The organism is Phyllobacterium zundukense, assembly GCF_002764115.1.
Taxonomy (GTDB): domain Bacteria; phylum Pseudomonadota; class Alphaproteobacteria; order Rhizobiales; family Rhizobiaceae; genus Phyllobacterium; species Phyllobacterium zundukense.
This window is the reverse complement of the sequence record NZ_CP017940.1, coordinates 1,349,201-1,369,699: the sequence shown is the minus strand read 5'-3', so window position 1 is coordinate 1,369,699 and position 20,499 is coordinate 1,349,201. Positions and strand designations below refer to the sequence as shown.

Below are 20,499 nucleotides of genomic sequence, written 5' to 3'. Positions count from 1 at the left end.
AGCAGCGTTGAGTGATCGGCTCCGGTCTGCTAGACCGCCCTCAAGCCCACAATATACCGCCGACAGGAAAACATATGATCCCGCGCTATTCGCGGCCTGAAATGGTCGCCATCTGGTCCCCGGAAACGAAATTCCGCATCTGGTTCGAAATTGAAGCCCACGCCTGCGACGCCCTCGCGGAGCTCGGCGTCATCCCGAAGGAAGCGGCGAAAACGATCTGGGAAAAGGGCGGCGCGGCCACTTTCGACATCGATCGCATCGACGAGATCGAGCGCGAAACCAAGCACGATGTCATTGCTTTCCTTACACATTTGGCGGAAATCGTTGGACCTGATGCGCGTTTCGTCCATCAGGGTATGACCTCGTCCGACGTGCTCGACACCTGCTTCAATGTCCAGCTGATGCGCGCCAGCGACATCCTGCTTGACGATCTGGACAAGCTTCTGGCCGCCCTGAAGAAGCGGGCTTTCGAGCACAAGGACACGGTCACCATTGGCCGCAGCCATGGCATTCACGCCGAGCCGACCACCTTCGGCGTCAAGCTGGCGCAGGCCTACGCCGAGTTCGAGCGCTGCCGTACCCGCCTCGTGGCGGCACGCGCGGAGATTGCAACCTGCGCCATCTCCGGCGCGGTTGGTACCTTTGCCAATATCGACCCGCGCGTGGAAGAACATGTAGCCAAAGCATTGGGAATGCAGGCGGAACCGGTTTCGACGCAGGTGATTCCGCGCGACCGCCACGCCATGTATTTCGCAACCCTGGGTGTTATTGCCTCATCGATCGAACGGCTGTCCGTGGAGATCCGCCACCTGCAGCGTACCGAGGTTCTGGAGGCCGAAGAGTACTTTTCACCCGGGCAAAAAGGCTCCTCCGCCATGCCCCACAAGCGCAATCCGGTGCTGACCGAGAACATGACCGGCCTCGCCCGCATGGTCCGCGCCTTCGCCCTGCCGGCGATGGAAAACGTCGCGCTCTGGCATGAGCGCGATATTTCGCACTCCTCGGTCGAACGCATGATCGGCCCCGATGCAACGATTACCCTCGATTTTGCTCTGGCGCGCATGGTCAGCGTCATCGAAAAGCTTCTGGTCTATCCGGACAACATGTTGAAAAACATGAACAAGTTCCGTGGCCTGATCCATTCGCAGCGCGTGCTTCTGGCGCTAACGCAGGCTGGCGTTTCGCGCGAGGATTCCTATCGCCTGGTCCAGCGCAACGCCATGAAGGTCTGGGAACACGGCAAGGATTTCCTCGAGGAACTGCTCGCCGACGCCGATGTCCGGGCGGCACTGCCGGAGGCGACGATCCGCGAGAAGTTCGACCTCGGCTATCACACCAAACATGTCGATACGATCTTCAGGCGCGTGTTTGGCGCAACTGGCAACACCTAATTCGCATCTCGCGGTTGAGAAAACCGTGCCATTTTGGCGGATTCTTGCACAGGAATCGCCTATCCTTGTGCGAGAGTGGCACGGATTCGATCAAAACTTGCGTCGGAATAGCGGTTTTGTTCGTGGGAATGGCCAGAAACCGCCAGTAAAAACGGTGCGATCCGGAAAATTAATCGAACGAGCGTTCAATTAATTTTCCGGCGATTTTGCCTGCTGGGGTTGTAGTGGGTTGAAGCGTCGTACCGGCGAGTATCGCAATGATAGAATGCGTTGTGCGTGGTTCGACAAGCTCACCATGAGGGACGGAATGGGCTTTATAAGAGCCTCGTTCTGCGAGGCAGTTAAGCCCGCAGCTTCAGGTCCCTGCAATCCCGACATCCCTCATGGTGAGCTTGTCGAACCACGCACAATAATGGTGCCACTCCAGAAAGCGTAAGCGCTCACTAACCCTTTGCGGGCACGATGCGGATGACATTGCCCCAGGGATCGACGATCTCGCGCTCGTTCTTTGCATCGGCAGAGCTGAACTCGGCCCAGGCGAGACCCGAACGGTCATTGTCGCGGCGGCCGGCGCCGCGGCTCTGCCAGGAGTTGGCGGCCACATGGTGATGGTAGCCGCCAGTCGACATGAATACAGCGCTGCCGCCGAACCCTGCAACCGTCTGCAACCCGAGCTCGTTCTGCCACCAGCTCTCCGCTTCCTTGGCGTTGCCAACGCGCAGGTGGAGATGGCCGACCATCGTGCCATCGGGTGCAGCGGTCCACGGCACATCATTGCCGGGTTCGCCCAGCAGATTGCCGACATCCAGCGCCTCGGTACCCATCTGCACGGATGAGCCGTTCCATTTCCAGTTTTCATGCGGGCGGTCGGCATAGATCTCGACGCCGTTGCCCTCCGGGTCGGTCAGATAGATCGCCTCGCTGACCAGATGGTCGGAAGCGCCGACAATCGGCGTGCGCTGGTCAATGGCCCGCCTCGCCCAGCGGGCAAGGTCGGCACGCGCCGGCAGGAGAAAGGCGGTATGGTAGAGACCGGCACTATGCGGATCGTCGGCGCGAACAGCCGAAGCCTGCTCGATCTCGAGCAGCGGCGTTTCACCTGCGCCAAGAATGACCGACTGGCCCTTGCGTGATATCTCGCGCAAGCCAACCACATCCTGGTAATATTTCGACAGCGCATCGGCATCCTTGGCCTTGATGCCAACTTTCGACACATGGGTCGGTGCCGTCGCTGCAAAGGAAATCTTGTCCATCTTTGTCTCCGCGCGGGCATTTCCCGCCATCGCTACGAGGGCCACGGTACCACCAACCACATCCCGGCGTGTGAGCTTCATGCGTATCCCCTTCGCGACATTTCTGTTTCGTTGTGCATAAGGTCGGATTTATCCACGCCGGAAACAAGCCATGTGCCAGCGAACAGCTTGTTCACAAATAGTGAACCGAAGGGTGAGGATTGTTTACCAACTCAATCGACCGGATAAGGTCCCTCCATAAAGCTTTCAGCATGATAGCCCTTTGAGCCGATCTGCTGGGCCAGCGGACTGCGCATGTCCTTGCCCTCAGCCAGACGCTCGATGAGAAAGCGGAAATCATATTTCGGCTGCCAGCCAAGCTCGTTCCGCGCCCGTTCGTTGACATAGACGCGGTCGATACTCGGCAGCATCTTCCAGCCGCGCCGCGCAAATTCCGCCTCATATTCGGGAATGTGACGTTGGACGGCGCGCGGGGCGTCAGCGCGCAGATCCGGCAAATCGTCCGGTGTGAAGGGCGTGGTCGCACTGATGATATAGCAGCGGAACCCAAGTACCGGCGCCTTTTCGGCGGCGAGCAGATGCGCACTGACAATGTCCTCGATATCCACCCGGCGGTAGAGGAATTCATTCAGCTTGATGTTGTCGTCGGCGAAACCATTGCGAACATGCCTGTCGTCGTCCTCTTCCGGGAAGAAGCGCGACGTCCGCAAAACCATCGTCGCCAGCCCCTGATTTCTTTGGAACAGCTGGCAGAGATTTTCGGCGGCCGCTTTGGTGACACCATAGATGTTCTTCGGGATCGGCCGGACGTCCTCGGTGATCCACGCCGCCGGAGCGCCGGCCGGCGGGACCAGCGCATCGCCAAAGACACTCGTCGTGCTGGTATAGATGAACGAGCAGACACCTGCCGCCACGGCCTCTTCCAGCAGGTTGAGCGTGCCGGTGATATTGGTATCGACGAAATCCTGCCGCGCATGGGTGGCGACATGCGGCTTGTGCAGCGTCGCTGCATGAAGGACCGTTTTCACGCCCGCCATGCAATGCTTGACAAAGGTGCGGTCGGCAACGGAACCGACATGCGTGGTGAACGGACCTTCTATTATATCGAGCCCGGCGACCTCCTGCCCCCTGGCACGCAGGGTGCGGACCAGCGCCTCGCCCAGATGGCCGGAACTGCCTGTGACCAATATCGTCATGCCTGCCTCCGCAACTGGAATCGTCGCGATGCTAGCACTGGCGATGGCAAGGGGTGAAGGTGGTGGGCATCTCCATTGACTGGGGCGGGGGTTCTTATCCGATGTTTGGCCGAGTGCCGCTGCGCGCGCTTCTGGCGACCATTGCGACGATTGTTTCAAAGAGTTCGTCCTGCGCCTGCGCCGCCGTGATATCGCCGGTCGCTGCGGCATAGGACAGAGCCTCGGCTGCTCCAAGCATCGCCCAAAGCGCAGCTGAAGCGATACCACCCGCAGCTCCGGCGAATGGGGTGAGGACAATGCGGCACTTCTCGATGAATGCCATCTCGTATGCACGCTTGATCTTTTCGAGTTCCGGTGAACCGGCGAGTGCCGCGCTCACGCCGGGTATCTCGCGGCCCTGGCTAATCACGCAATCCACGTAAGAAGACGCAATGACCGCAGCCCTCTCCGCCAGGATCGGTTCGCTCGCCTGTATCGCTGAATCCATCAGCGCTGTCTGACGCGCATCGTACTCCTGGTAGAGCGCCGCGAGCAGCCCCGGCCGCGTACCGAAATGGTCGTAGACGACGGGTTTTGCAACGCCTGCTTGCTCGGCGACCCGGCCGAGTGTCAAGGCTTCCGTTCCTTCTTCACGGACCAGCCGCCATGCGACATCGAGAAGCTGGCGATGCCGATCCTCCCTCGACAAGCGGCGGCGCCGCAGTGAACCGGAAGCCATTTCTCTCGTTTCAACGCTTGACATGCTTATATACCAAAAGTAACTTACTAAACGTAGCCTACTAAAAGTATACAGACTACGCCTTTCGTCCGCAATCGGTCAGCAGGAGTTTTCAACATGCACGCGCTTATTGTCATCGCACATCCCGATCCCAAGTCGCTCAGCCATACCGTCGCTGCGCATGTTGCCGAGGGGGTATCGCTGTCCGCCCCAGGCAATACCTTCGAAATCGCAGACCTCATGGCGGAAGCATTCGATCCAAGGTTCACCGCGGCTGACCTCGCCGTTCATCGCCGGTTGGCGCCACCGCCCGCCGATGTTGCCGCTGAGCAGGCGAGGATCGATCGCGCCGATGCCCTTGTGCTGGTCTTTCCCGTCTACTGGTGGTCCATGCCGGGGCTCCTTAAGGGATGGATTGATCGCGTCTTCGCCAATGGCTGGGCTTTCGACTTCAGCCCGGACGCCAAGCTGGTAAAGAAACTTCGTCACTTGCGGGTTCATCTCGTCGGCATCGGAGGCAGCGACGCGCGAACCTATGCGCGGCATGGCTATGCCGGCGCCATGAAGACGCAGATCGACCATGGGATCTTCGAGTATTGTGGTGCATGCGTGACGTCCGAGCTCCTGCTCGAATCGGAAACGCTGGATCCGGCTTTTCATTTGGACGCTGCGCGCGCCATTGGCCGCAATCTCTTTAACGCACCCCAACGATGCGAGGCTGCCGACGCAGCATGAACTCTGACTGGCATTCGCTCCCGTATTGCGAACCTTCGCCATTTTTCCTAAATACGGCGCATGAAAGTCAAAGACGCCGATATTCTCATTGTTCCCGGTTATACCAATTCCGGCCCCGATCACTGGCAGACGCGCTGGGAGTCAAAACTCTCGACGGCGCGCCGGGTCGAGCAGGCGGAGTGGACGAAACCCGTGCGCGAGGACTGGGTGGCCGAAGTGGTCAAATCCATCAACGCAGCAACGCGCCCGGTCGTCGTCGTCGCGCATTCGCTTGGCGTGCCGACCTTCATCCATGCCATCCCGGAAATCGGCGACAAGGTCAAAGGCGCGTTCCTGGTGACGCCGCCGGACGTTTCAAACCCGAAAATCCGGCCAAAGCATCTGATGACGTTCGGCCCCTACCCGCGCGATCCCTTTACCTTTCCCTCGATCGTCGTCGCCAGCCGCAACGATCACTATTGCAGCTATGAGGTGGCAGACGATCTCGCCGCTTCCTGGGGCTCAATGATCATCGATGCCGGTGACAGCGGCCATCTCAATTCTGAAAGCGGACACGGCCCCTGGCCGGAAGGCTCGATGGTGTTTGCTCAGTTTCTGTCGCGGTTGTGACGCCATCGTTGCCGAGTTTCCTCACCAGATCGGACTATTGGCGTGGAACAGCGCGAACTGATCCCGCGCGAATTGCGGAAGCAGCTTCCGCCGCGATCTGAGACATAAATTTTCGCGTAAAAATGCCAAGGGGTTTGGAATCCTGCAGCGCATACGACGTCGTCAGATCGTCCGTGTTGAATTCATCGACGATGACCCACGCAGGCGTGTAGAGCTTGGCGCGGCGAGCTTCAGTTTCAGGAATTTCTACCGCACGCGTATCCGGCCGAGGCGGTTGGCTCGTGATAGGAAAGAGCAGCGGCGTTGGTTTGCCATCCTTGCCCGCCATAATCAACATGATGCAAGTTGGCCGCGTTTTGCGCCCCCGCTTTCCTCACCCTGATCGTACTGCCGCGACCAGAGATACGAATAGAGGACGACCTGACCGTGAACCGCCTCAGTCATCCGAAGGATCGCCCTCGTGGGCAATGGCATCAAGACCTTGCAGGAAGAACGCACGTTCCTCGACCGTTAATTCGTCCGGCCGGAATGCACGTTGAGCCTGAATGCCGTTCAGACGGTCAAACTGATCGGCGGTTAGCAACACGAATTTGCGTTTGCCATGCTTGGTAATATCGACAGGTCCATTGAACGCTGCCTCGATCACTTCTCCCGATTTGTTACTCAGATCAGTAAGCGTAAAGCTTGCCATGACGACATTTCCTTGAATTGAGTGTTTTGGGGAAAATAGCTACTTTAGCTAAAATGGTCAATAAGAAGCTACGCCTTCACTGCGTCCAGCAATGACTGCACGCCAAGCGTCACATAAGCGGTGTCGACGCTGAGCGGAATATAGGTATAGCCGAGACCAACGAAGCGTTTTGCCAGAGAAGGCGTCGCAGCGTAGATGCCGCAAAGCTTGCCTGCGGCCTTGGCCTTGGCTGCAATCTGCGTCAGCGGCTCAATGATGGCTTCGGAACCGGCATCCACCTCCGCCCCGTTGCTCCACGCTATGGAGAAATCCGACGGGCCGACAAAGACGCCGTCAATGCCATCGACCGCCAATATATCGTCGAGCGCCGTATAGGCAGCCCGGGTCTCTATCATGGCGAAGGAAAGCGTCGCTTCGTTGACCTCGCGCAAATAACTGCCGGAGCCGCCCGCGCCATAGCTGCCGGGACGGCCGCGCAGCTGGCCCCAGGAGCGCTCGCCCAGCGGCGGGTATTTCATCGCCGCCGCAAAACGGCGTGCATCCTCGACGCTGTTGATCATCGGCGCGATAACCGCTTCGGCACCCATATCGAGCGCACGGCTCGCCATGTCGAAACGTCCGACGGGAACGCGCACCAGCGTATGTTTTTGGGCAGCCCGGATGATACCGGTCAATGCCACAATGCTCGCTGTATCATGCGCGCCATGCTGCATGTCGAGCAGCATCGCATCGAGCGGCGTCCGGCACAGCGCTTCCATGACAAGCGGGTCGGTCAGGTTCGACCAGGCCGAATAGATGGTTTCCCCAGCCCTGAGGCGCGATGCAAGCGACATGATTGGTTTCCTGTGTGGTGTTTCGGGCAGTATGGGAACGGGAATGAGGGCCGGTCAAGGGTGCCATTGAAAACAAAAAGCCCGGCGCGATGGCCGGGCTCCCGATAGAAACTCACAGGCGTTTCAGGAACCTTCGATCTGGCGAATAGCCTCGATCATCAGTTCTTCCATGGTACGGCGGATGCGATGGTCGGACTTGTCGACGCCAGCCGCATCGAAATCGGCGCGGATCTTGCGGAAGACATCATCGTCACCGGCTTCCTGGAAATCCGCCTTGATGACTTCCTTCGCATAGGCCTCGGCCTCTTCGCCGGTCTTGCCGAGCCGTTCCGCCGCCCAAAGGCCGAGAAGCTTGTTCCGCCGTGCTTCCGCCCTGAAACGCACTTCTGCGTCGTGCGCATACTTGTTTTCAAAGGCGTTCTTGCGATCTTCCATTGTCATCCTCTCTTGCTCCCGCAAATGATCGGTTACTTCCACGCTAGTCTACATTGGGACGTTGGGCATTTTTCAGGCAAATCCCCAATGTTTATAGTTCTTCAGTTTCATATAATCGTTCTCCAGAAAATCGAAAGTCTCAAATTATACACCCTGGAACACATTGTCGTAGAACCACCACATACCCCGTATACCCCATAAAACGGGGGACCTCCATAAAGGATCATTGTAGAATGCTTGCAATTAAGATAGTTAGCGCGCCAACATGATGGCACGCGTAAGAACCGGGGCCGACCGATAACTCCAATACCAGAGAATCCGCAATGAACCGTCGCCGCCGTGTCTACGAAGGCAAAGCAAAGATCCTTTACGAAGGACCAGAACCAGGCACACTCGTCCAGCACTTCAAAGACGATACGACCGTGCTACACCCGAAGAAGACTGAAGTCATCGACGGCAAGGGCGTTCTGAACAACCGCATTTCCGAATATATCTTCAGCCAGCTCAACCGCATGGGGATTCCGACGCACTTTATCCGCCGCCTAAATATGCGCGAGCAGCTGATCAAGGAAGTCGAGATTATTCCGCTCCAGGTCGTCGTGCGCAATATCGCCGCCGGCTCGCTGGCAAAGCGCCTCGGCATCGAGGAAGGCACTGTGCTGCCCCGCTCGATCATCGAGTTCTATTACAAGAATGACGAGCTTGACGACCCGATGGTGTCGGAAGAGCACATCACCGCCTTTGGCTGGGCCGCCCCGCAGGAAATCGACGACATCATGGCGCTGGCCATCCGCGTCAATGATTTCCTGAGCGGCCTGTTTCTTGGCGTCGGCATCCAGCTCGTCGACTTCAAGATCGAATGCGGCCGTCTCTACGAGGGCGACCTGATGCGTATCGTCCTTGCCGACGAGTTCTCGCCGGATTCCGCGCGCCTCTGGGACAGCCAGACCGCCGAGAAGATGGACAAGGACCGGTTCCGCCGCGATATGGGCGGGCTGATCGAGGCCTATCAGGAAGTTGCACGCCGTCTCGGCATCATGAATGAAAACGAACCGACGCGCCCGGCCGGGCCCGTCCTGGTCAAATAGCACTGGAGAAAACAAGTCGATGAAGGCACGTGTCACTGTAACCTTGAAGAATGGCGTTCTTGACCCGCAGGGCAAGGCAATTGTCGGCGCGCTGGGCAGTCTTGGTTTCGATGGCGTCGGCTCCGTGCGCCAGGGCAAGGTTTTCGACGTCGAACTCGACACGACAGACCGCTCCAAGGCCGAGGCGAACCTCAAGGCGATGTGCGAAAAGCTCCTCGCAAATACGGTGATTGAAGATTACAGTGTGGCGATTGATTGATGACTTTTTAGGGATTCGCCATGGGCACCATCACCAACGAAATGATCTACGAAGAGATCCTTGAACTTGATAAGCGCCTGCAAGAAACCCTGGAAGACCTGCAGGAACTCGTGTCCTTCATGCGGGAGACCAATAAAGAACTTGCAGCAGGGCAAGCCAAAAACGATGCTTTGAAGAAGAGACTGTTCGGAGATCGCTTCGAAAGCATTGAGGCTAACCATGTCTGAGGCGACACAGGAATTTATTCAAGAACTTCTGCGCCGCTTTCATCATCGCGTCGACAAAGCTGATTCAGGGATTAGGGATTTACGAAATGAAACCGGTGCCCTGCGTCTGTTGATTCAAGCTTGCCAGAGCGACATCAATAACATCTACACAATGATGCATCAGCACGACGATCGCCTCGACCGTATCGAAAACCGTCTCGAACTTCGGGAACTCGCAGAAGCACAAGCAAGGTTTGAACCACACCCATGAAATCAGCAGTTGTCCTCCTTCCCGGCCTCAACCGCGACCGCGACATGATTGCGGCGCTGACGAAGATCTCCGGCGTCGAGCCGCACACGGTGTGGCAGACAGACACGGAAATCCCCGATGTCGATCTGATCGTCATTCCCGGCGGCTTCTCCTATGGCGACTATCTGCGCTGCGGCGCGATTGCCGCGCGCATGCCGGTCATGCAGGCGATCCGCGAGAAAGCCGACAAGGGCGTCATGGTGATGGGGGTGTGCAACGGCTTCCAGATCCTGGTGGAAGCGGGCCTCCTCCCCGGCGCATTGATGCGCAATGCCTCGCTGAAATTCGTCTGCCGCGAGGTGAAGCTCGAAGTGACGAACGCCAATACCGCCTTCACCCGCGGTTATTCGCATGGCCAGATCATCCGCAGCCCCGTCGCTCATCATGACGGCAATTACTTTGCCGATGAAGCGACGCTGGCGCGTATCGAGGGCAATGGCCAGGTGGTATTCCGTTATGCGGAAGGCACCAACCCGAATGGCTCGATCAATGACATTGCCGGTGTCATCAACGAAAACGGCAATGTTCTCGGCCTGATGCCGCATCCGGAGAACCTGATCGAAGCGGCTCACGGTGGAACCGACGGCCGTGCACTGTTTGCCGGCATTCTCGGGGTTGCCGCCTGAGCAGAATCCTATACGTTTGAGAAATGCCGTTTCAATGGGGAGTGCGTTGAAACGGCGCTCAAACGGAGGAACGCTCAATGAAACTTTATTCGCGGCCGCTATCCCCTTATTCCTCCATCGTCCGCTGCATCGCCTACTACAAGCAAGCGCCAATCAAGATCGTCGCGCCGCCGCAGGGCTTTCCGATCCCGGAAGAGTTCCGCGCGATCTCCCCGTTCAATCGTATACCCGTGCTGATCACCGGTTCCGGCCTTACCATCGTCGAGGCATCGGTGATTGCCGAGTATCTGGAAGAACATTTTCCCGAACCATCCCTGCTGCCGGCCGATTCCCGTGATCGCGCCATCGTGCGCATGACAGCGCGCGCTGCCGAGCTCGAGGTCCTGACCCCGGTGATGGAACTGTTCGAAGTCATCTATCGCAAGTCGAAGGACGAGGCGCGGATTTCCAAGCTGTTCAAGCAGATGGAAATTGGCTTGACGGAAACCGAAAAACGTCTCGGTCACGGCCCTTACGCACTGGGCGACCAGATGACATTGGCCGACGCGTGGCTGACGCCGACCCGCTTCGTCTTTAACAATTTCCGCAAGATGTCAGGCCGCGAAGACCTGCTCGACCCCTATCCGAAATTTGATGCCTATCAGCAACTTATTGTTCAGGATCCGGTGCTATCGCTGGTCTGGTACGAGATGACGGACGGCCTCAAAGTGTTCGAGGGTGAACTCGAGTCCGCCTGATCGCCCCCAGCCCAACGCACAACCCCCAAAATCGGAACCGGTTTTGGCAGGCATCATGTGCACATTTTAAAAATGCTGCTGCGTCCTTTGTGCGCCAAAGGGCGCACGGCGCAGCAGTGGAGATAATGCATGAAGACGCCGACAATCGGTATAGCCGTAATGATCGCGCTCGCGGCGCTTGCCGGGTGCCAGACGAAGAGCAAGCCCGGGCCCGGTGGCCTGGCTTTCAATTCGGAAAAAGCCGCGCTGCCGACCATGGAGCGCGTGGCGATCGCCGCGAATAATTGCTGGTTCAAATCGGGCGATTCAAGCTTCAAGCCCTATCGTCTGGCGCCGGAACTGAATTCCTTTTCGGGACGGCCACGCATTCTTGTCGTACCGGCGAGCAACCCCGGCGGCCGCCCGCTTCTCGTCGTTCACGCCGAAGGCAACCCGGCCAAGGTCGAGGCGTTCGGTCCGCTCATGAGCCATTCCGCCGGCAATCGCATCGCGGCCGACGTTCGCCGCTGGGCCGGCGGACAATCGTCCTGCTCGGCCAGCGGCTAAAGGTACTCAGGAAAAATAATTGCCCAGATCGGCTTCGACGTGGTCGCGCGTCAAGCCGAGGTCTTTCAGACCGTCTTCTCCGAGCGAACCAAGTTCAAGCCTGGTGCGGCGCTTCATCGCCGCATTTTCCAGCCAGCCGGCAACGCGGCAGACCGTTGCGTTGTGAACAAAATGTGTCAGGCCTGGATGAGCGGCCTTGTGGGGATCAACATACATCGGGCCCATACTCGCCTCCATGTGACTATCTGTTGAATTTCATATTGGTATCAGAGCAAGCCTTCGCAAGATGGTGCCACAGCACCGTTTCGCCGGGCTCGCCCTTCAGGATTCAGTCCCAGAAGAAACGCTTGATCTCGCGCCGGGCCTCTGCGGGCTCAATGCCGACATCGTCAAGCAGGTCATTGCTAAGCTCGCTGAGATGCAGACGCGTCCGGCGCTTGAGCATTGCATTGCCAAACCAGCCGAACATTGCAGAGATTGTGTGGAACAATCCGCCCGTTTCGCTCGATGCCTTGTGACTCTCCGAGCCATCGCATCTTCTGATTGTATCGATTGTACTCATTGTCTTTGTCCTTGGGAGGTCAATTGACTCTTATTTCATGCGATTGTTTTATGAATTGACTCAATTGGAATCGCAATATTATAATTGTCACCATGACAAATTGGCTTCCTGATCTTGAACACGGCAAAGGCCCGCTTTACCTGCGGCTGGCGGAACGAATTGAATCCGACATCTCCGAGGGTATTCTGGCTCCTGGCACGAAACTGCCGCCGCAGCGCAATCTCGCCTTCGACATTGGCGTAACCATCGGCACGGTGGGCCGTGCCTATAATCTCATCCGCGAACGTGGCCTCGTCAGCGGCGAGGTGGGGCGAGGAACCTATGTGACCGATCACAAGGAGACGTCGCTGGTGCCCCCACCGCAGACGGAACCGTTTGGCGGCACACGCGGCCCGGTCGCCACGCCCGGCAAGATTCGCATGGACAGCACGGCAGCAATCGAGGTCGGACAATCCGGCACGATGGAACGGTTGCTGGCGCAGATCAGCAAGCAGTACCCAACCGAGATTGCCAGCTATTCACGCACCCTGCCCGCATCTTGGCAGCAGGCTGGCAGCAAATGGCTGTCCGCCGCGGGCTGGACGCCGGACCCGTCCTGCATCGTGCCGACGCTCGGCGCGCATTCGGCAATACTGGCAGTGATTGCCGCAATTACCGTTCCCGGAGACAGGATTGCCTTCGAGGACCTGACCTATTGTTCGGCGGCGCGCAGCGTCAATCTCATGGGTCGCCGCAGCGTCATCATGCAGACGCAGAATGGCAGCCTGACGCCCGATGATTTCGAGCGGCACTGCGCGCAGCAGCACCCGAAGCTGGTCTTCCTGATGCCATCGCTGCACAATCCGACTGCCACCACCATGCCGGAAGAACATCGCCGCGCCATCGTCGAGATTGCCCGGCGCTACAATGTCTGGATCATAGAGGACGAAATCTACGGATCGCTCACGCGGCACGATCACGTCAAGATCGCCAACCTGGCGCCGGAACGCACGTTCCACATTGGCGGCCTGTCGAAATCCGTCGCCGCAGGCGTTCGCGGCGGCTGGGTCGCCTGCCCTCCCCACCTTGCAGCGCGTGTTCTCACCGCCCACAAGATGGTCAGCGGCGGGATGCCCTTCATCATGGCAGAGCTTGGCGCGCAGATCGTCAATTGCGGCGAAGCCGACACGATCCGCGCCAAGGTCCAGACGGAAGTCAGGGCGCGCGAGGCCATCGCCCGGTCAGCCTTTGCCGGCATGGATTTCATCTCGCAACCCCTGTCGCCGTTCCTGTGGATGAAACTGCCGGACCCCTGGCTCTCCGGCACCTTCAAGAACGCCGCGCTCAATGAGGGCGTGCTGATCGACGACGAGGACGAATTCAAACCGGGCCGTACCGAGAAGGTATTCCATGGCGTGCGCCTTGGCCTCACTGTGCCGAGAACGAGGGAAGAACTGCAACAAGGCTTCACCATCCTGCGCCGGCTCATGGAAACAGACAATGCGAGCTATGACAGTTATTCTTGAGGGATGAACGACCGAAATCCGAACGCGCATTTGAGATCAATGCCATGTGCGTGGTTCGACAAGCTCACCATGAGGGAAGTTGGTGGCTGTAAGGATAATCGCCAACGTTGCAGAACTTGACTCCCTGCAATTACCAACGTCCCTCATGGTGAGCTTGTCGAACCACGCACATGAACGGGAACTTATCCGGAGCGTTTTGAGCGATTCTTGGACAGTTCAGGCAATCCTTCATAATTCATCGCGATAAGTGCCTGTTTCTTCACACGCGACCACCCTTTGATCTGCCGTTCACGTACTATCGCATCGAGAATGCGATCGTAAGTCTCAGTGAAAACAAGCTCCACGGGCAGACGATGTCTTGTATAGCCATCGTAAATTGCAGCGTTATGTTCCCAAACGCGTGCCTCGATATCCTGCTTGGTGAGACCGGTGTAATAGGATCCGTCTGCACAACGGAGAATATAGACTGTGACCTCCATTTCGACCTCGTATTGAAATCACGAGATCATAAGAAAGTTCGAACAATCGGACAATTCCACGAAAGTCGGAAGCACTCTATTGATAGGATTCCATGTGCGTGGTATTGATTGCGGTTATCCCACTGCCTTAACGCAGCGTTTGACAACTCATCTCAGTCAGCAGCCTGATAGCATCCTCACCCCTTGCCAAGATACGGTATCGTTCCGGCTATATCGGTATCGTCGATCAGCTGGAAACGGCTATCGCTGCCATCCTGCCGAGCCTTGGCATATGGGGCGTATTCCGGGTCGTTGGCGAAGGCTTCGGCTGCTTCCGCGTTCGGAAACTGCAGAATGGCGATGAGGGTCGTATCTAGCGGCTTGCCTTCCAGCACCTTGATATCGCCGCTGCGTGACAGATACTTGCCGCCATGTTTGTGCACGATATCGTGCACCGCGGCTGCGTATTCCGGTACCCACTTGTCATCAGTCACCTTGACGTCTGCGATGATAAAAGCCGTCATGTCTACTCCAGATGTTCATGTGCAGTGCCCACAACAGTCTCACATGAGAAAGCTGAAAGTTCCAGTTCAAGAACTGAACTGGGCTAGATCGCCGTAAACCCATTATCGACGAAGAGATGCGTGCCGGTAATGAAACTCGCCTCGTCGCTGGCAAGGAATAGGGCGGCACGGGCCACCTCCTCCGGCTCGCCGATGCGCCCCTGCGCCGCGGTCATAGCCGCCTCCGAGACATCAACGCCCATCTTTTCCAATTCATCCACCTCGCGCAGGCCGTGCGGCGTCCGGATGAAGCCCGGGCAGACGGCATTGCAGCGGATGTTGCGGTCGCGGAATTCCACGGCAATGGCCCGCGCGAACATGTGGCAGGCGCCCTTGGTCGTATCGTAAAGAACTTCCATCGGCGTCCCCGCGACAGCCGAAATGGACGAAGTGCAAACGATGGAGCCGCCACCGGCCTCGAGCATGTGAGGAATGACGGCGCGCGTCATCAAATACATCGAGCGCACATTGACGGCGTGCAGCCAATCCCATTCTTCGAGCGTCGTTTCCAGGAACGGCTTGATGACGATGGTGCCAGCGTGATTGAAAAGCACGGTGATGCTGCCGAATTTCTGCGCCACGCCTGCGACGGCCTTTTGCACCTGCCCCTCATCCGAAACATCGGCAACGAAATACGCGGCCTGCCCGCCGGCAGCAACGATCTCCGACACTGTCGCTGCGGCCGCCTGTTCGTTGCGGTCGACGATTGCCACCTTCGCGCCCTCGGCGGCGAAGAGCTTCGATGCCGCACCGCCCATCCCGGTCGCGCCCCCGGAAATGATAGCCACCTTGCCCGCCAGTCTGCCCGTCATTTCGATTTCCTCCGCATCAAAAGCTGCATGAAAGCAAACCTTATGCCCGGCATATGCACCGGACAAGGGCGGCATTCCGCATCCGCAAGCCTCTCTGTTGATTCCGCCCATTTTCCTGTCGCGCCGCAGCACTACATGCGTTAAAGAGGGGCAAAAGCCGCCCCTCATGGTGAGCTAGTCGAACCGCGCACGGATATTCCAGGACCCATGACCATTTCCAATACTGTCAAGATCACACCGGAACTCGTTGCTTCACACGGGCTGAAGCCGGACGAATATCAACGCATCCTCGACCTGATCGGGCGCGAGCCGAGCTTCACCGAGCTTGGTATCTTCTCAGCCATGTGGAACGAGCACTGTTCGTACAAATCCTCGAAGAAGTGGCTGCGCACGCTGCCGACCACCGGACCGCAGGTCATCCAGGGTCCGGGTGAGAACGCCGGCGTCGTTGATATCGGCGACGGCGATTGCGTCGTCTTCAAGATGGAGAGCCACAACCATCCGTCCTATATCGAGCCCTATCAGGGCGCGGCGACCGGCGTTGGCGGTATCCTGCGCGATGTCTTCACCATGGGCGCACGACCGATCGCAGCGATGAACGCACTGCGCTTCGGCGAGCCGGCCCACCCGAAGACACGCCACCTGGTTTCCGGCGTGGTCGAGGGCGTTGGCGGTTATGGCAATTCGTTCGGCGTGCCAACGGTTGGCGGCGAGGTCAATTTCGACGCGCGCTACAATGGCAATATTCTCGTCAATGCCTTTGCTGCCGGTCTTGCCAAGACCGATGCGATATTCCTTTCGGAAGCCAAGGGCATCGGCCTTCCTGTCGTTTATCTCGGTGCCAAGACCGGCCGCGATGGCGTCGGCGGCGCGACCATGGCATCGGCAGAATTCGACGAATCGATTGACGAAAAACGCCCGACTGTTCAGGTTGGCGATCCTTTTACCGAAAAATGCCTGCTCGAAGCCTCACTCGAACTGATGGCTTCCGGGGCTGTCATCGCCATCCAGGACATGGGGGCGGCCGGCCTCACCTGCTCGGCCGTGGAAATGGGCGCCAAGGGCAATCTCGGCATCGAGCTCAATCTCAATTCCGTACCAGTGCGCGAAGAGCGCATGACCGCCTATGAGATGATGCTGTCCGAAAGCCAGGAGCGCATGCTCATGGTGCTGCGCCCTGAAAAGGAAGAAGAGGCTGAAGGCATCTTCAGGAAATGGGGCCTGGATTTCGCCATTGTCGGTTATACGACCGACGATCTGCGCTTCCGTGTGCTGCATGACGGCGAGGAAGTCGCCAATCTTCCGATCAAGGATCTCGGCGACCAGGCACCGGAATATGACAGGCCCTGGATGGAGCCGGGCAAGCATGCGCCGCTCCCCGCCACCAATGTGCCGGAAGTCGCGGACTACGGCGCAGCGCTGCTGCAGATGATCGGCTCACCCGACTTGTCCTCGCGCCGCTGGGTCTATGAGCAATATGACACGCTGATCCAGGGCAATTCGCTGCAGCTTCCCGGCGGCGACGCCGGAGTCGTGCGTGTCGAGGGCCACCGGAGCAAGGCGCTGGCCTTTTCCTCCGACGTCACGCCGCGCTATTGCGAGGCCGACCCTTACGAGGGCGGCAAGCAGGCTGTCGCCGAATGCTGGCGCAACCTGACCGCCGTTGGCGCAGAACCGCTGGCTGCGACCGACAATCTCAATTTCGGCAATCCGGAACGGCCGGAAATCATGGGGCAGCTGGTCAAGGCTGTTGGCGGCATCGGCGATGCCTGCCGTGCGCTCGCCTTCCCGATCGTTTCGGGCAATGTCTCGCTCTACAACGAGACCAATGGCCAGGCGATCCTGCCGACACCGACCATTGCCGGCGTGGGGCTGATCCCCGACTGGACAAAGACTGCCAGGATCGGCGGCATGCGCGACGGCGACGTGCTGATCCTGCTCGGCGGCGATGGTACGCATCTCGGCCAGTCGATCTATTTGCGCGACCTGCATGGCCGTGCCGATGGTCCTGCTCCGGCGGTTGATCTTGCAGCGGAAAAGCGCAACGGCAATTTCGTGCGCTCCGCCATCCGCAACGAACAGGTAACAGCCTGCCACGATCTGTCCGATGGCGGCCTTGCGATTGCGCTGGCGGAGATGTGCATGGCGTCAGCCAAGGGGGCGGCCGTCGAAATCGGCGGGACCACACCCCATGCCCTGCTCTTCGGTGAGGACCAGGCGCGCTATCTCGTTGCTGCTTCGCCGGAGATGGCCAATATCATCACGCTGAATGCAGAAGGCTGCGGTATTCCCTTCCGCAAGCTCGGGACAGTTGGCGGCAGTGCATTGACGATCGGGCGTCTACTCTCCATATCTGTAGCAGACCTGACAAAAGCACACGAATCGTGGTTCCCTGACTATATGAGTGGTCGGGCGGACGATAAAATACAGGCCGCCTGAGGAGAGAACGAGATGGCAATGGACGCGCGCGACATCGAAAAAATGATTCGAGACGCCATTCCGGATGCAAAGGTAACAATCCGCGATCTCGCGGGTGATGGTGACCACTATGCCGCCGAAGTTGTCGCGGAAAGCTTTCGCGGCAAGTCGCGCGTGCAGCAGCACCAGATGGTTTATGACGCGCTGAAGGGCAATATGGGCGGCGTGCTGCATGCCCTCGCCTTGCAGACCAGCGCGCCGGAGTAACGCTCCGAGTCGGTGCTGCACGACAGATTGTCTTGCGTTCGCGCGCCCATCGTGCTTTTTCTGGGCAAAGAGATGAGGTAAAATGGCCTCGCAAGCATTTTTTTAGCCGCGATTCCTCCCCTCGCGGCTGCGAAAGGACCCGAAATGAGCGGTATCAACGAATTCATCGCCAATGAAGTCAAGAGCAACGACGTCGTACTCTTCATGAAGGGCACTCCCGGTTTTCCGCAATGCGGCTTTTCCGGCCAGGTCGTGCAGATCCTCGATTACATCGGCGTCGACTACAAGGGTGTGAACGTTCTCTCCTCCAATGACCTGCGCCAGGGCATCAAGGATTACTCCAACTGGCCGACCATCCCGCAGCTTTACGTGAAGGGTGAATTTGTCGGCGGTTGCGACATTATCCGCGAAATGTTCCAGGCAGGCGAATTGCAGACCCTCCTGAGCGAAAAGGGCGTTGCCACCAAGGCAGCCTGATTACGCAATAAGTTCAAATGGTTCCGGGGAAATCCGGAATCTCTTTCTAAAGGCGTCGGCCGTTCCGACGCCTTTGTCTTTGTTTGATTTTTTGCAGGTCTGATCATGGATGCCGCTACAAATACGTCCGCTCCTCGTCTGAGGGGGATGGGCAAGGTTGAATTCATCGCCATGATGGCGATGCTGATGGCAATCAATGCCCTGGCCATCGACATCATGCTTCCGGGCCTGCAGCAGATCGGCGCCAGCCTCGGCGTGACCAGCGAAAACCACCGGCAATATGTGATCTCGGCCTATCTGATGGGCTTTGCGTTTTCGCAACTGTTCTATGGCCCGCTTTCCGATCGCTTCGGCAGGCGGGTGCCGATGTTTACCGGGCTGGTGGTCTACATCATCTCGGCAATCGCCTGCGTTTTCGTTCCGAGTTTCACGTCATTGCTGTTCTTCAGGCTGCTGCAGGGCATCGGCTCGGCTGCGACGCGCGTCATTACCATTTCCATCGTCCGCGACGTCTATGGCGGGCGGATGATGGCCGAAGTCATGTCGCTGATCATGATGGTGTTCATGATCGTCCCGGTCATTGCGCCGGGTACCGGCCAGGCAGTGATGCTGTTCGGCAACTGGCACCTGATCTTCATCTTCATGGCTGCCATCGCCAGCGCCGTGCTTGTCTGGGTCTATATCCGCCTGCCTGAAACGCTGGACCCGGCCGACGTGCGTCCGTTCACGCTGAAATCAGTGGCGCAGGGCTTCAGGATCGTTCTCACCAATCGCGTGGCGCTTTGCTATACCCTGGCAAATTCATTCATCTTCGGCGCGCTGTTCGGCTTCATCAATTCGGCGCAGCAGATCTATGTCGGCATCTACGATATGGGTATCTGGTTCCCCGTCGCATTTTCCGCTGTCGCGATCACGATGGCATTTTCGTCCTTCGTGAATTCGCGGTTCGTCGGGCGTTTCGGCATGCGGCGCCTGTCGCACGGCGCGCTTCTTGCTTTCTTGGGCATCAACGGACTCTGGTTGCTGCTGACCTTGTTCGGGCCGCAGCCCACACCCTTCGCCCTTTATATGATCTTGTTCTCCCTGGCGATGTTCCAGTTCGGCTGGATCGGCTCCAACTTCAACTCGCTGGCGATGGAACCACTTGGTCACGTGGCAGGTACGGCATCTTCCGTCCTCGGTTTCACAAGCACGGCAGGCGGCGGCGCCATCGGCGCGCTGATCGGTCAGGCCTATGACGGCACGACACTTCCGCTGGTCGCAGGCTTTTTCTTCCTGTCGCTGATTGGCCTGATCTTCGTGCTGATCGCAGAACGAGGGAAATTGTTCCAGCCGCATAACAGGCCGGTGTGAGCACGGAGCCGGCAGCGACGACGCCGCATCGTTTGGAGCTCCGCTATTGCCGCTACTGCCAACTTTGGTTGAATTGCTGGCTGCAAATCTATGGCCTAACATCCGGTATTCTGAAGGGCTGACTATGACAATCTCATTTGATACATTGGGTTATGCGCTGCGTTTGGAACAGGGCGGGTTCAGCCCCGCTCACGCCAAGGTGCAGGCAGAAGCCGCAAGGGATTTCATCATGCCCGAACTGGTAACGAAATCTGATCTCAACACCGCGCTGGAGCTGCTAACGCTTCGTCTTACAGTGCGCATGGGCGCGTTTTTCTTCGGGACGTCCGTAGCAACAATCGCAGCCATCGCGGCCATCGTAAAACTATTCCCCTGATCTCGATAGTATTTTCGCGCGCACCTTTGCCGAGTTCGTCACACGTGGTGACTAAACCCGCAATCACTCAACGAA

28 protein-coding genes are annotated in these 20,499 nt (G+C 58.3%); 16 read left to right on the top strand and 12 right to left on the bottom strand.

What is annotated here, in order from left to right; genetic code table 11:
- Nucleotides 1-74: 74 nt before the first annotated feature.
- Nucleotides 75-1,391 (top strand): adenylosuccinate lyase, encoded by a 1,317-nt coding sequence (purB, locus tag BLM14_RS06715; RefSeq protein ID WP_099998672.1) that lies wholly within the window; start codon nt 75-77, stop codon nt 1,389-1,391.
- A 443-nt stretch (nt 1,392-1,834) separates the two neighbouring features.
- Here purB and BLM14_RS06710 read toward each other — a convergent pair whose 3' ends face one another.
- The 3 genes from BLM14_RS06710 to BLM14_RS06700 all read right to left on the bottom strand — a co-directional run bounded on the left by BLM14_RS06710 (nt 1,835) and on the right by BLM14_RS06700 (nt 4,582).
- Nucleotides 1,835-2,674 carry a VOC family protein gene (locus BLM14_RS06710; protein ID WP_165788413.1) on the bottom strand — a complete coding sequence of 280 codons (840 nt, stop codon included), beginning with the start codon at nt 2,672-2,674 and terminating at the stop codon, nt 1,835-1,837.
- 182 nt (nt 2,675-2,856) lie between these two features.
- The gene (locus tag BLM14_RS06705; RefSeq protein ID WP_099998670.1) at nt 2,857-3,840 is read right to left on the bottom strand and encodes an NAD-dependent epimerase/dehydratase family protein; all 984 of its coding nucleotides are present in this window, start codon (nt 3,838-3,840) and stop codon (nt 2,857-2,859) included.
- 94 nt (nt 3,841-3,934) lie between these two features.
- On the bottom strand, nt 3,935-4,582 hold the full coding sequence (locus BLM14_RS06700; protein WP_099998669.1) for a TetR/AcrR family transcriptional regulator: 648 nt from the start codon (nt 4,580-4,582) through the stop codon (nt 3,935-3,937).
- A 93-nt stretch (nt 4,583-4,675) separates the two neighbouring features.
- Between BLM14_RS06700 and BLM14_RS06695 the strand changes: the two genes are divergently transcribed.
- Both BLM14_RS06695 and BLM14_RS06690 read left to right on the top strand, forming a co-directional pair.
- Entirely contained in the window at nt 4,676-5,293 is a 618-nt protein-coding gene (locus BLM14_RS06695; RefSeq protein ID WP_099998668.1) for an NAD(P)H-dependent oxidoreductase, read from the top strand.
- 60 nt (nt 5,294-5,353) lie between these two features.
- A complete protein-coding gene (locus tag BLM14_RS06690) occupies nt 5,354-5,902 on the top strand; it encodes an RBBP9/YdeN family alpha/beta hydrolase (RefSeq protein WP_099998667.1) in 549 nt (182 codons plus the stop codon).
- 34 nt (nt 5,903-5,936) lie between these two features.
- On the opposite strand, the gene BLM14_RS06685 is transcribed toward BLM14_RS06690, so the two are convergent.
- From BLM14_RS06685 to BLM14_RS06670, 4 genes are all read right to left on the bottom strand, one after another.
- On the bottom strand, nt 5,937-6,239 hold the full coding sequence (locus BLM14_RS06685; RefSeq protein ID WP_237143475.1) for a hypothetical protein: 303 nt from the start codon (nt 6,237-6,239) through the stop codon (nt 5,937-5,939).
- Nucleotides 6,240-6,338: 99 nt separating this feature from the next.
- Nucleotides 6,339-6,593 carry a type II toxin-antitoxin system Phd/YefM family antitoxin gene (locus BLM14_RS06680; RefSeq protein WP_099998666.1) on the bottom strand — a complete coding sequence of 85 codons (255 nt, stop codon included), beginning with the start codon at nt 6,591-6,593 and terminating at the stop codon, nt 6,339-6,341.
- 68 nt (nt 6,594-6,661) lie between these two features.
- Nucleotides 6,662-7,426 carry an HpcH/HpaI aldolase family protein gene (locus BLM14_RS06675; protein ID WP_099998665.1) on the bottom strand — a complete coding sequence of 255 codons (765 nt, stop codon included), beginning with the start codon at nt 7,424-7,426 and terminating at the stop codon, nt 6,662-6,664.
- 123 nt (nt 7,427-7,549) lie between these two features.
- Nucleotides 7,550-7,867 carry a DUF1476 domain-containing protein gene (locus BLM14_RS06670; RefSeq protein WP_099998664.1) on the bottom strand — a complete coding sequence of 106 codons (318 nt, stop codon included), beginning with the start codon at nt 7,865-7,867 and terminating at the stop codon, nt 7,550-7,552.
- A gap of 317 nt (nt 7,868-8,184) precedes the next feature.
- Between BLM14_RS06670 and purC the strand changes: the two genes are divergently transcribed.
- From purC to BLM14_RS06635, 7 genes are all read left to right on the top strand, one after another.
- The gene (gene purC / locus BLM14_RS06665) at nt 8,185-8,949 is read left to right on the top strand and encodes a phosphoribosylaminoimidazolesuccinocarboxamide synthase (RefSeq protein ID WP_099998663.1); all 765 of its coding nucleotides are present in this window, start codon (nt 8,185-8,187) and stop codon (nt 8,947-8,949) included.
- A gap of 19 nt (nt 8,950-8,968) precedes the next feature.
- Entirely contained in the window at nt 8,969-9,208 is a 240-nt protein-coding gene (gene purS / locus BLM14_RS06660) for a phosphoribosylformylglycinamidine synthase subunit PurS (RefSeq protein WP_099998662.1), read from the top strand.
- A gap of 20 nt (nt 9,209-9,228) precedes the next feature.
- The gene (locus BLM14_RS06655) at nt 9,229-9,435 is read left to right on the top strand and encodes a hypothetical protein (RefSeq protein WP_099998661.1); all 207 of its coding nucleotides are present in this window, start codon (nt 9,229-9,231) and stop codon (nt 9,433-9,435) included.
- Nucleotides 9,428-9,685 carry a hypothetical protein gene (locus BLM14_RS06650; RefSeq protein WP_099998660.1) on the top strand — a complete coding sequence of 86 codons (258 nt, stop codon included), beginning with the start codon at nt 9,428-9,430 and terminating at the stop codon, nt 9,683-9,685. The genes BLM14_RS06655 and BLM14_RS06650 overlap by 8 nt, the downstream gene beginning before the upstream one ends.
- A complete protein-coding gene (gene purQ / locus BLM14_RS06645; RefSeq protein WP_099998659.1) occupies nt 9,682-10,350 on the top strand; it encodes a phosphoribosylformylglycinamidine synthase subunit PurQ in 669 nt (222 codons plus the stop codon). The genes BLM14_RS06650 and purQ overlap by 4 nt, the downstream gene beginning before the upstream one ends.
- A gap of 77 nt (nt 10,351-10,427) precedes the next feature.
- Nucleotides 10,428-11,087 carry a glutathione S-transferase family protein gene (locus BLM14_RS06640; protein WP_099998658.1) on the top strand — a complete coding sequence of 220 codons (660 nt, stop codon included), beginning with the start codon at nt 10,428-10,430 and terminating at the stop codon, nt 11,085-11,087.
- Nucleotides 11,088-11,216: 129 nt separating this feature from the next.
- Entirely contained in the window at nt 11,217-11,633 is a 417-nt protein-coding gene (locus BLM14_RS06635; RefSeq protein WP_099998657.1) for a hypothetical protein, read from the top strand.
- Nucleotides 11,634-11,639: 6 nt separating this feature from the next.
- Here the strand turns inward: BLM14_RS06635 and BLM14_RS06630 are convergent, their stop codons facing one another.
- Both BLM14_RS06630 and BLM14_RS31705 read right to left on the bottom strand, forming a co-directional pair.
- Complete coding sequence (locus tag BLM14_RS06630; protein ID WP_157929486.1) at nt 11,640-11,858, bottom strand: DUF1127 domain-containing protein; 219 nt, start codon at nt 11,856-11,858, stop codon at nt 11,640-11,642.
- 103 nt (nt 11,859-11,961) lie between these two features.
- The gene (locus BLM14_RS31705) at nt 11,962-12,195 is read right to left on the bottom strand and encodes a DUF1127 domain-containing protein (protein ID WP_237143474.1); all 234 of its coding nucleotides are present in this window, start codon (nt 12,193-12,195) and stop codon (nt 11,962-11,964) included.
- A gap of 92 nt (nt 12,196-12,287) precedes the next feature.
- Here BLM14_RS31705 and BLM14_RS06620 point away from each other — a divergent pair, with 92 nt between their 5' ends.
- Entirely contained in the window at nt 12,288-13,700 is a 1,413-nt protein-coding gene (locus BLM14_RS06620) for an aminotransferase-like domain-containing protein (protein ID WP_099998655.1), read from the top strand.
- A gap of 182 nt (nt 13,701-13,882) precedes the next feature.
- On the opposite strand, the gene BLM14_RS06615 is transcribed toward BLM14_RS06620, so the two are convergent.
- From BLM14_RS06615 to BLM14_RS06605, 3 genes are all read right to left on the bottom strand, one after another.
- Nucleotides 13,883-14,179 carry a GIY-YIG nuclease family protein gene (locus BLM14_RS06615; RefSeq protein WP_099998654.1) on the bottom strand — a complete coding sequence of 99 codons (297 nt, stop codon included), beginning with the start codon at nt 14,177-14,179 and terminating at the stop codon, nt 13,883-13,885.
- Between the two features lie 176 nt (nt 14,180-14,355).
- Nucleotides 14,356-14,682, bottom strand: a complete 327-nt coding sequence (locus BLM14_RS06610) for a DUF1330 domain-containing protein (RefSeq protein ID WP_099998653.1) — start codon at nt 14,680-14,682, stop codon at nt 14,356-14,358.
- Nucleotides 14,683-14,765: 83 nt separating this feature from the next.
- On the bottom strand, nt 14,766-15,533 hold the full coding sequence (locus BLM14_RS06605) for an SDR family NAD(P)-dependent oxidoreductase (protein ID WP_100001067.1): 768 nt from the start codon (nt 15,531-15,533) through the stop codon (nt 14,766-14,768).
- A 207-nt stretch (nt 15,534-15,740) separates the two neighbouring features.
- Here BLM14_RS06605 and purL point away from each other — a divergent pair, with 207 nt between their 5' ends.
- From purL to BLM14_RS06580, 5 genes are all read left to right on the top strand, one after another.
- Complete coding sequence (gene purL / locus BLM14_RS06600) at nt 15,741-17,972, top strand: phosphoribosylformylglycinamidine synthase subunit PurL (protein ID WP_099998652.1); 2,232 nt, start codon at nt 15,741-15,743, stop codon at nt 17,970-17,972.
- Nucleotides 17,973-17,984: 12 nt separating this feature from the next.
- Nucleotides 17,985-18,218, top strand: coding sequence for a BolA/IbaG family iron-sulfur metabolism protein (locus BLM14_RS06595; protein ID WP_099998651.1), 234 nt, complete (start codon nt 17,985-17,987; stop codon nt 18,216-18,218).
- 144 nt (nt 18,219-18,362) lie between these two features.
- Nucleotides 18,363-18,695 (top strand): Grx4 family monothiol glutaredoxin, encoded by a 333-nt coding sequence (gene grxD, locus BLM14_RS06590; protein ID WP_099998650.1) that lies wholly within the window; start codon nt 18,363-18,365, stop codon nt 18,693-18,695.
- Nucleotides 18,696-18,842: 147 nt separating this feature from the next.
- Nucleotides 18,843-20,048 carry a multidrug effflux MFS transporter gene (locus tag BLM14_RS06585; protein WP_099998649.1) on the top strand — a complete coding sequence of 402 codons (1,206 nt, stop codon included), beginning with the start codon at nt 18,843-18,845 and terminating at the stop codon, nt 20,046-20,048.
- Between the two features lie 124 nt (nt 20,049-20,172).
- Nucleotides 20,173-20,424, top strand: a complete 252-nt coding sequence (locus BLM14_RS06580) for a hypothetical protein (protein ID WP_099998648.1) — start codon at nt 20,173-20,175, stop codon at nt 20,422-20,424.
- Nucleotides 20,425-20,499: the final 75 nt, after the last annotated feature.

Coding starts and splice junctions, on each gene's coding strand:
- BLM14_RS06670 (WP_099998664.1), bottom strand. CDS start 7,867: ATGACAATGGAAGATCGCAAGAACGCCTTTGAAAACAAGTATGCGCAC.
- grxD (WP_099998650.1), top strand. CDS start 18,363: ATGAGCGGTATCAACGAATTCATCGCCAATGAAGTCAAGAGCAACGAC.
- BLM14_RS06610 (WP_099998653.1), bottom strand. CDS start 14,682: ATGACGGCTTTTATCATCGCAGACGTCAAGGTGACTGATGACAAGTGG.
- BLM14_RS06680 (WP_099998666.1), bottom strand. CDS start 6,593: ATGGCAAGCTTTACGCTTACTGATCTGAGTAACAAATCGGGAGAAGTG.
- purC (WP_099998663.1), top strand. CDS start 8,185: ATGAACCGTCGCCGCCGTGTCTACGAAGGCAAAGCAAAGATCCTTTAC.
- BLM14_RS06700 (WP_099998669.1), bottom strand. CDS start 4,582: ATGTCAAGCGTTGAAACGAGAGAAATGGCTTCCGGTTCACTGCGGCGC.
- BLM14_RS06690 (WP_099998667.1), top strand. CDS start 5,354: ATGAAAGTCAAAGACGCCGATATTCTCATTGTTCCCGGTTATACCAAT.
- BLM14_RS06710 (WP_165788413.1), bottom strand. CDS start 2,674: ATGGCGGGAAATGCCCGCGCGGAGACAAAGATGGACAAGATTTCCTTT.
- BLM14_RS06685 (WP_237143475.1), bottom strand. CDS start 6,239: ATGTTGATTATGGCGGGCAAGGATGGCAAACCAACGCCGCTGCTCTTT.
- BLM14_RS06695 (WP_099998668.1), top strand. CDS start 4,676: ATGCACGCGCTTATTGTCATCGCACATCCCGATCCCAAGTCGCTCAGC.
- BLM14_RS06675 (WP_099998665.1), bottom strand. CDS start 7,426: ATGTCGCTTGCATCGCGCCTCAGGGCTGGGGAAACCATCTATTCGGCC.
- BLM14_RS06650 (WP_099998660.1), top strand. CDS start 9,428: ATGTCTGAGGCGACACAGGAATTTATTCAAGAACTTCTGCGCCGCTTT.
- BLM14_RS06705 (WP_099998670.1), bottom strand. CDS start 3,840: ATGACGATATTGGTCACAGGCAGTTCCGGCCATCTGGGCGAGGCGCTG.
- BLM14_RS06585 (WP_099998649.1), top strand. CDS start 18,843: ATGGGCAAGGTTGAATTCATCGCCATGATGGCGATGCTGATGGCAATC.
- BLM14_RS06655 (WP_099998661.1), top strand. CDS start 9,229: ATGGGCACCATCACCAACGAAATGATCTACGAAGAGATCCTTGAACTT.
- BLM14_RS31705 (WP_237143474.1), bottom strand. CDS start 12,195: ATGAGTACAATCGATACAATCAGAAGATGCGATGGCTCGGAGAGTCAC.
- purQ (WP_099998659.1), top strand. CDS start 9,682: ATGAAATCAGCAGTTGTCCTCCTTCCCGGCCTCAACCGCGACCGCGAC.
- purB (WP_099998672.1), top strand. CDS start 75: ATGATCCCGCGCTATTCGCGGCCTGAAATGGTCGCCATCTGGTCCCCG.
- BLM14_RS06620 (WP_099998655.1), top strand. CDS start 12,288: ATGACAAATTGGCTTCCTGATCTTGAACACGGCAAAGGCCCGCTTTAC.
- BLM14_RS06640 (WP_099998658.1), top strand. CDS start 10,428: ATGAAACTTTATTCGCGGCCGCTATCCCCTTATTCCTCCATCGTCCGC.
- purL (WP_099998652.1), top strand. CDS start 15,741: ATGACCATTTCCAATACTGTCAAGATCACACCGGAACTCGTTGCTTCA.
- BLM14_RS06605 (WP_100001067.1), bottom strand. CDS start 15,533: ATGACGGGCAGACTGGCGGGCAAGGTGGCTATCATTTCCGGGGGCGCG.
- purS (WP_099998662.1), top strand. CDS start 8,969: ATGAAGGCACGTGTCACTGTAACCTTGAAGAATGGCGTTCTTGACCCG.
- BLM14_RS06615 (WP_099998654.1), bottom strand. CDS start 14,179: ATGGAGGTCACAGTCTATATTCTCCGTTGTGCAGACGGATCCTATTAC.
- BLM14_RS06580 (WP_099998648.1), top strand. CDS start 20,173: ATGACAATCTCATTTGATACATTGGGTTATGCGCTGCGTTTGGAACAG.
- BLM14_RS06630 (WP_157929486.1), bottom strand. CDS start 11,858: ATGGGCCCGATGTATGTTGATCCCCACAAGGCCGCTCATCCAGGCCTG.
- BLM14_RS06635 (WP_099998657.1), top strand. CDS start 11,217: ATGAAGACGCCGACAATCGGTATAGCCGTAATGATCGCGCTCGCGGCG.
- BLM14_RS06595 (WP_099998651.1), top strand. CDS start 17,985: ATGGCAATGGACGCGCGCGACATCGAAAAAATGATTCGAGACGCCATT.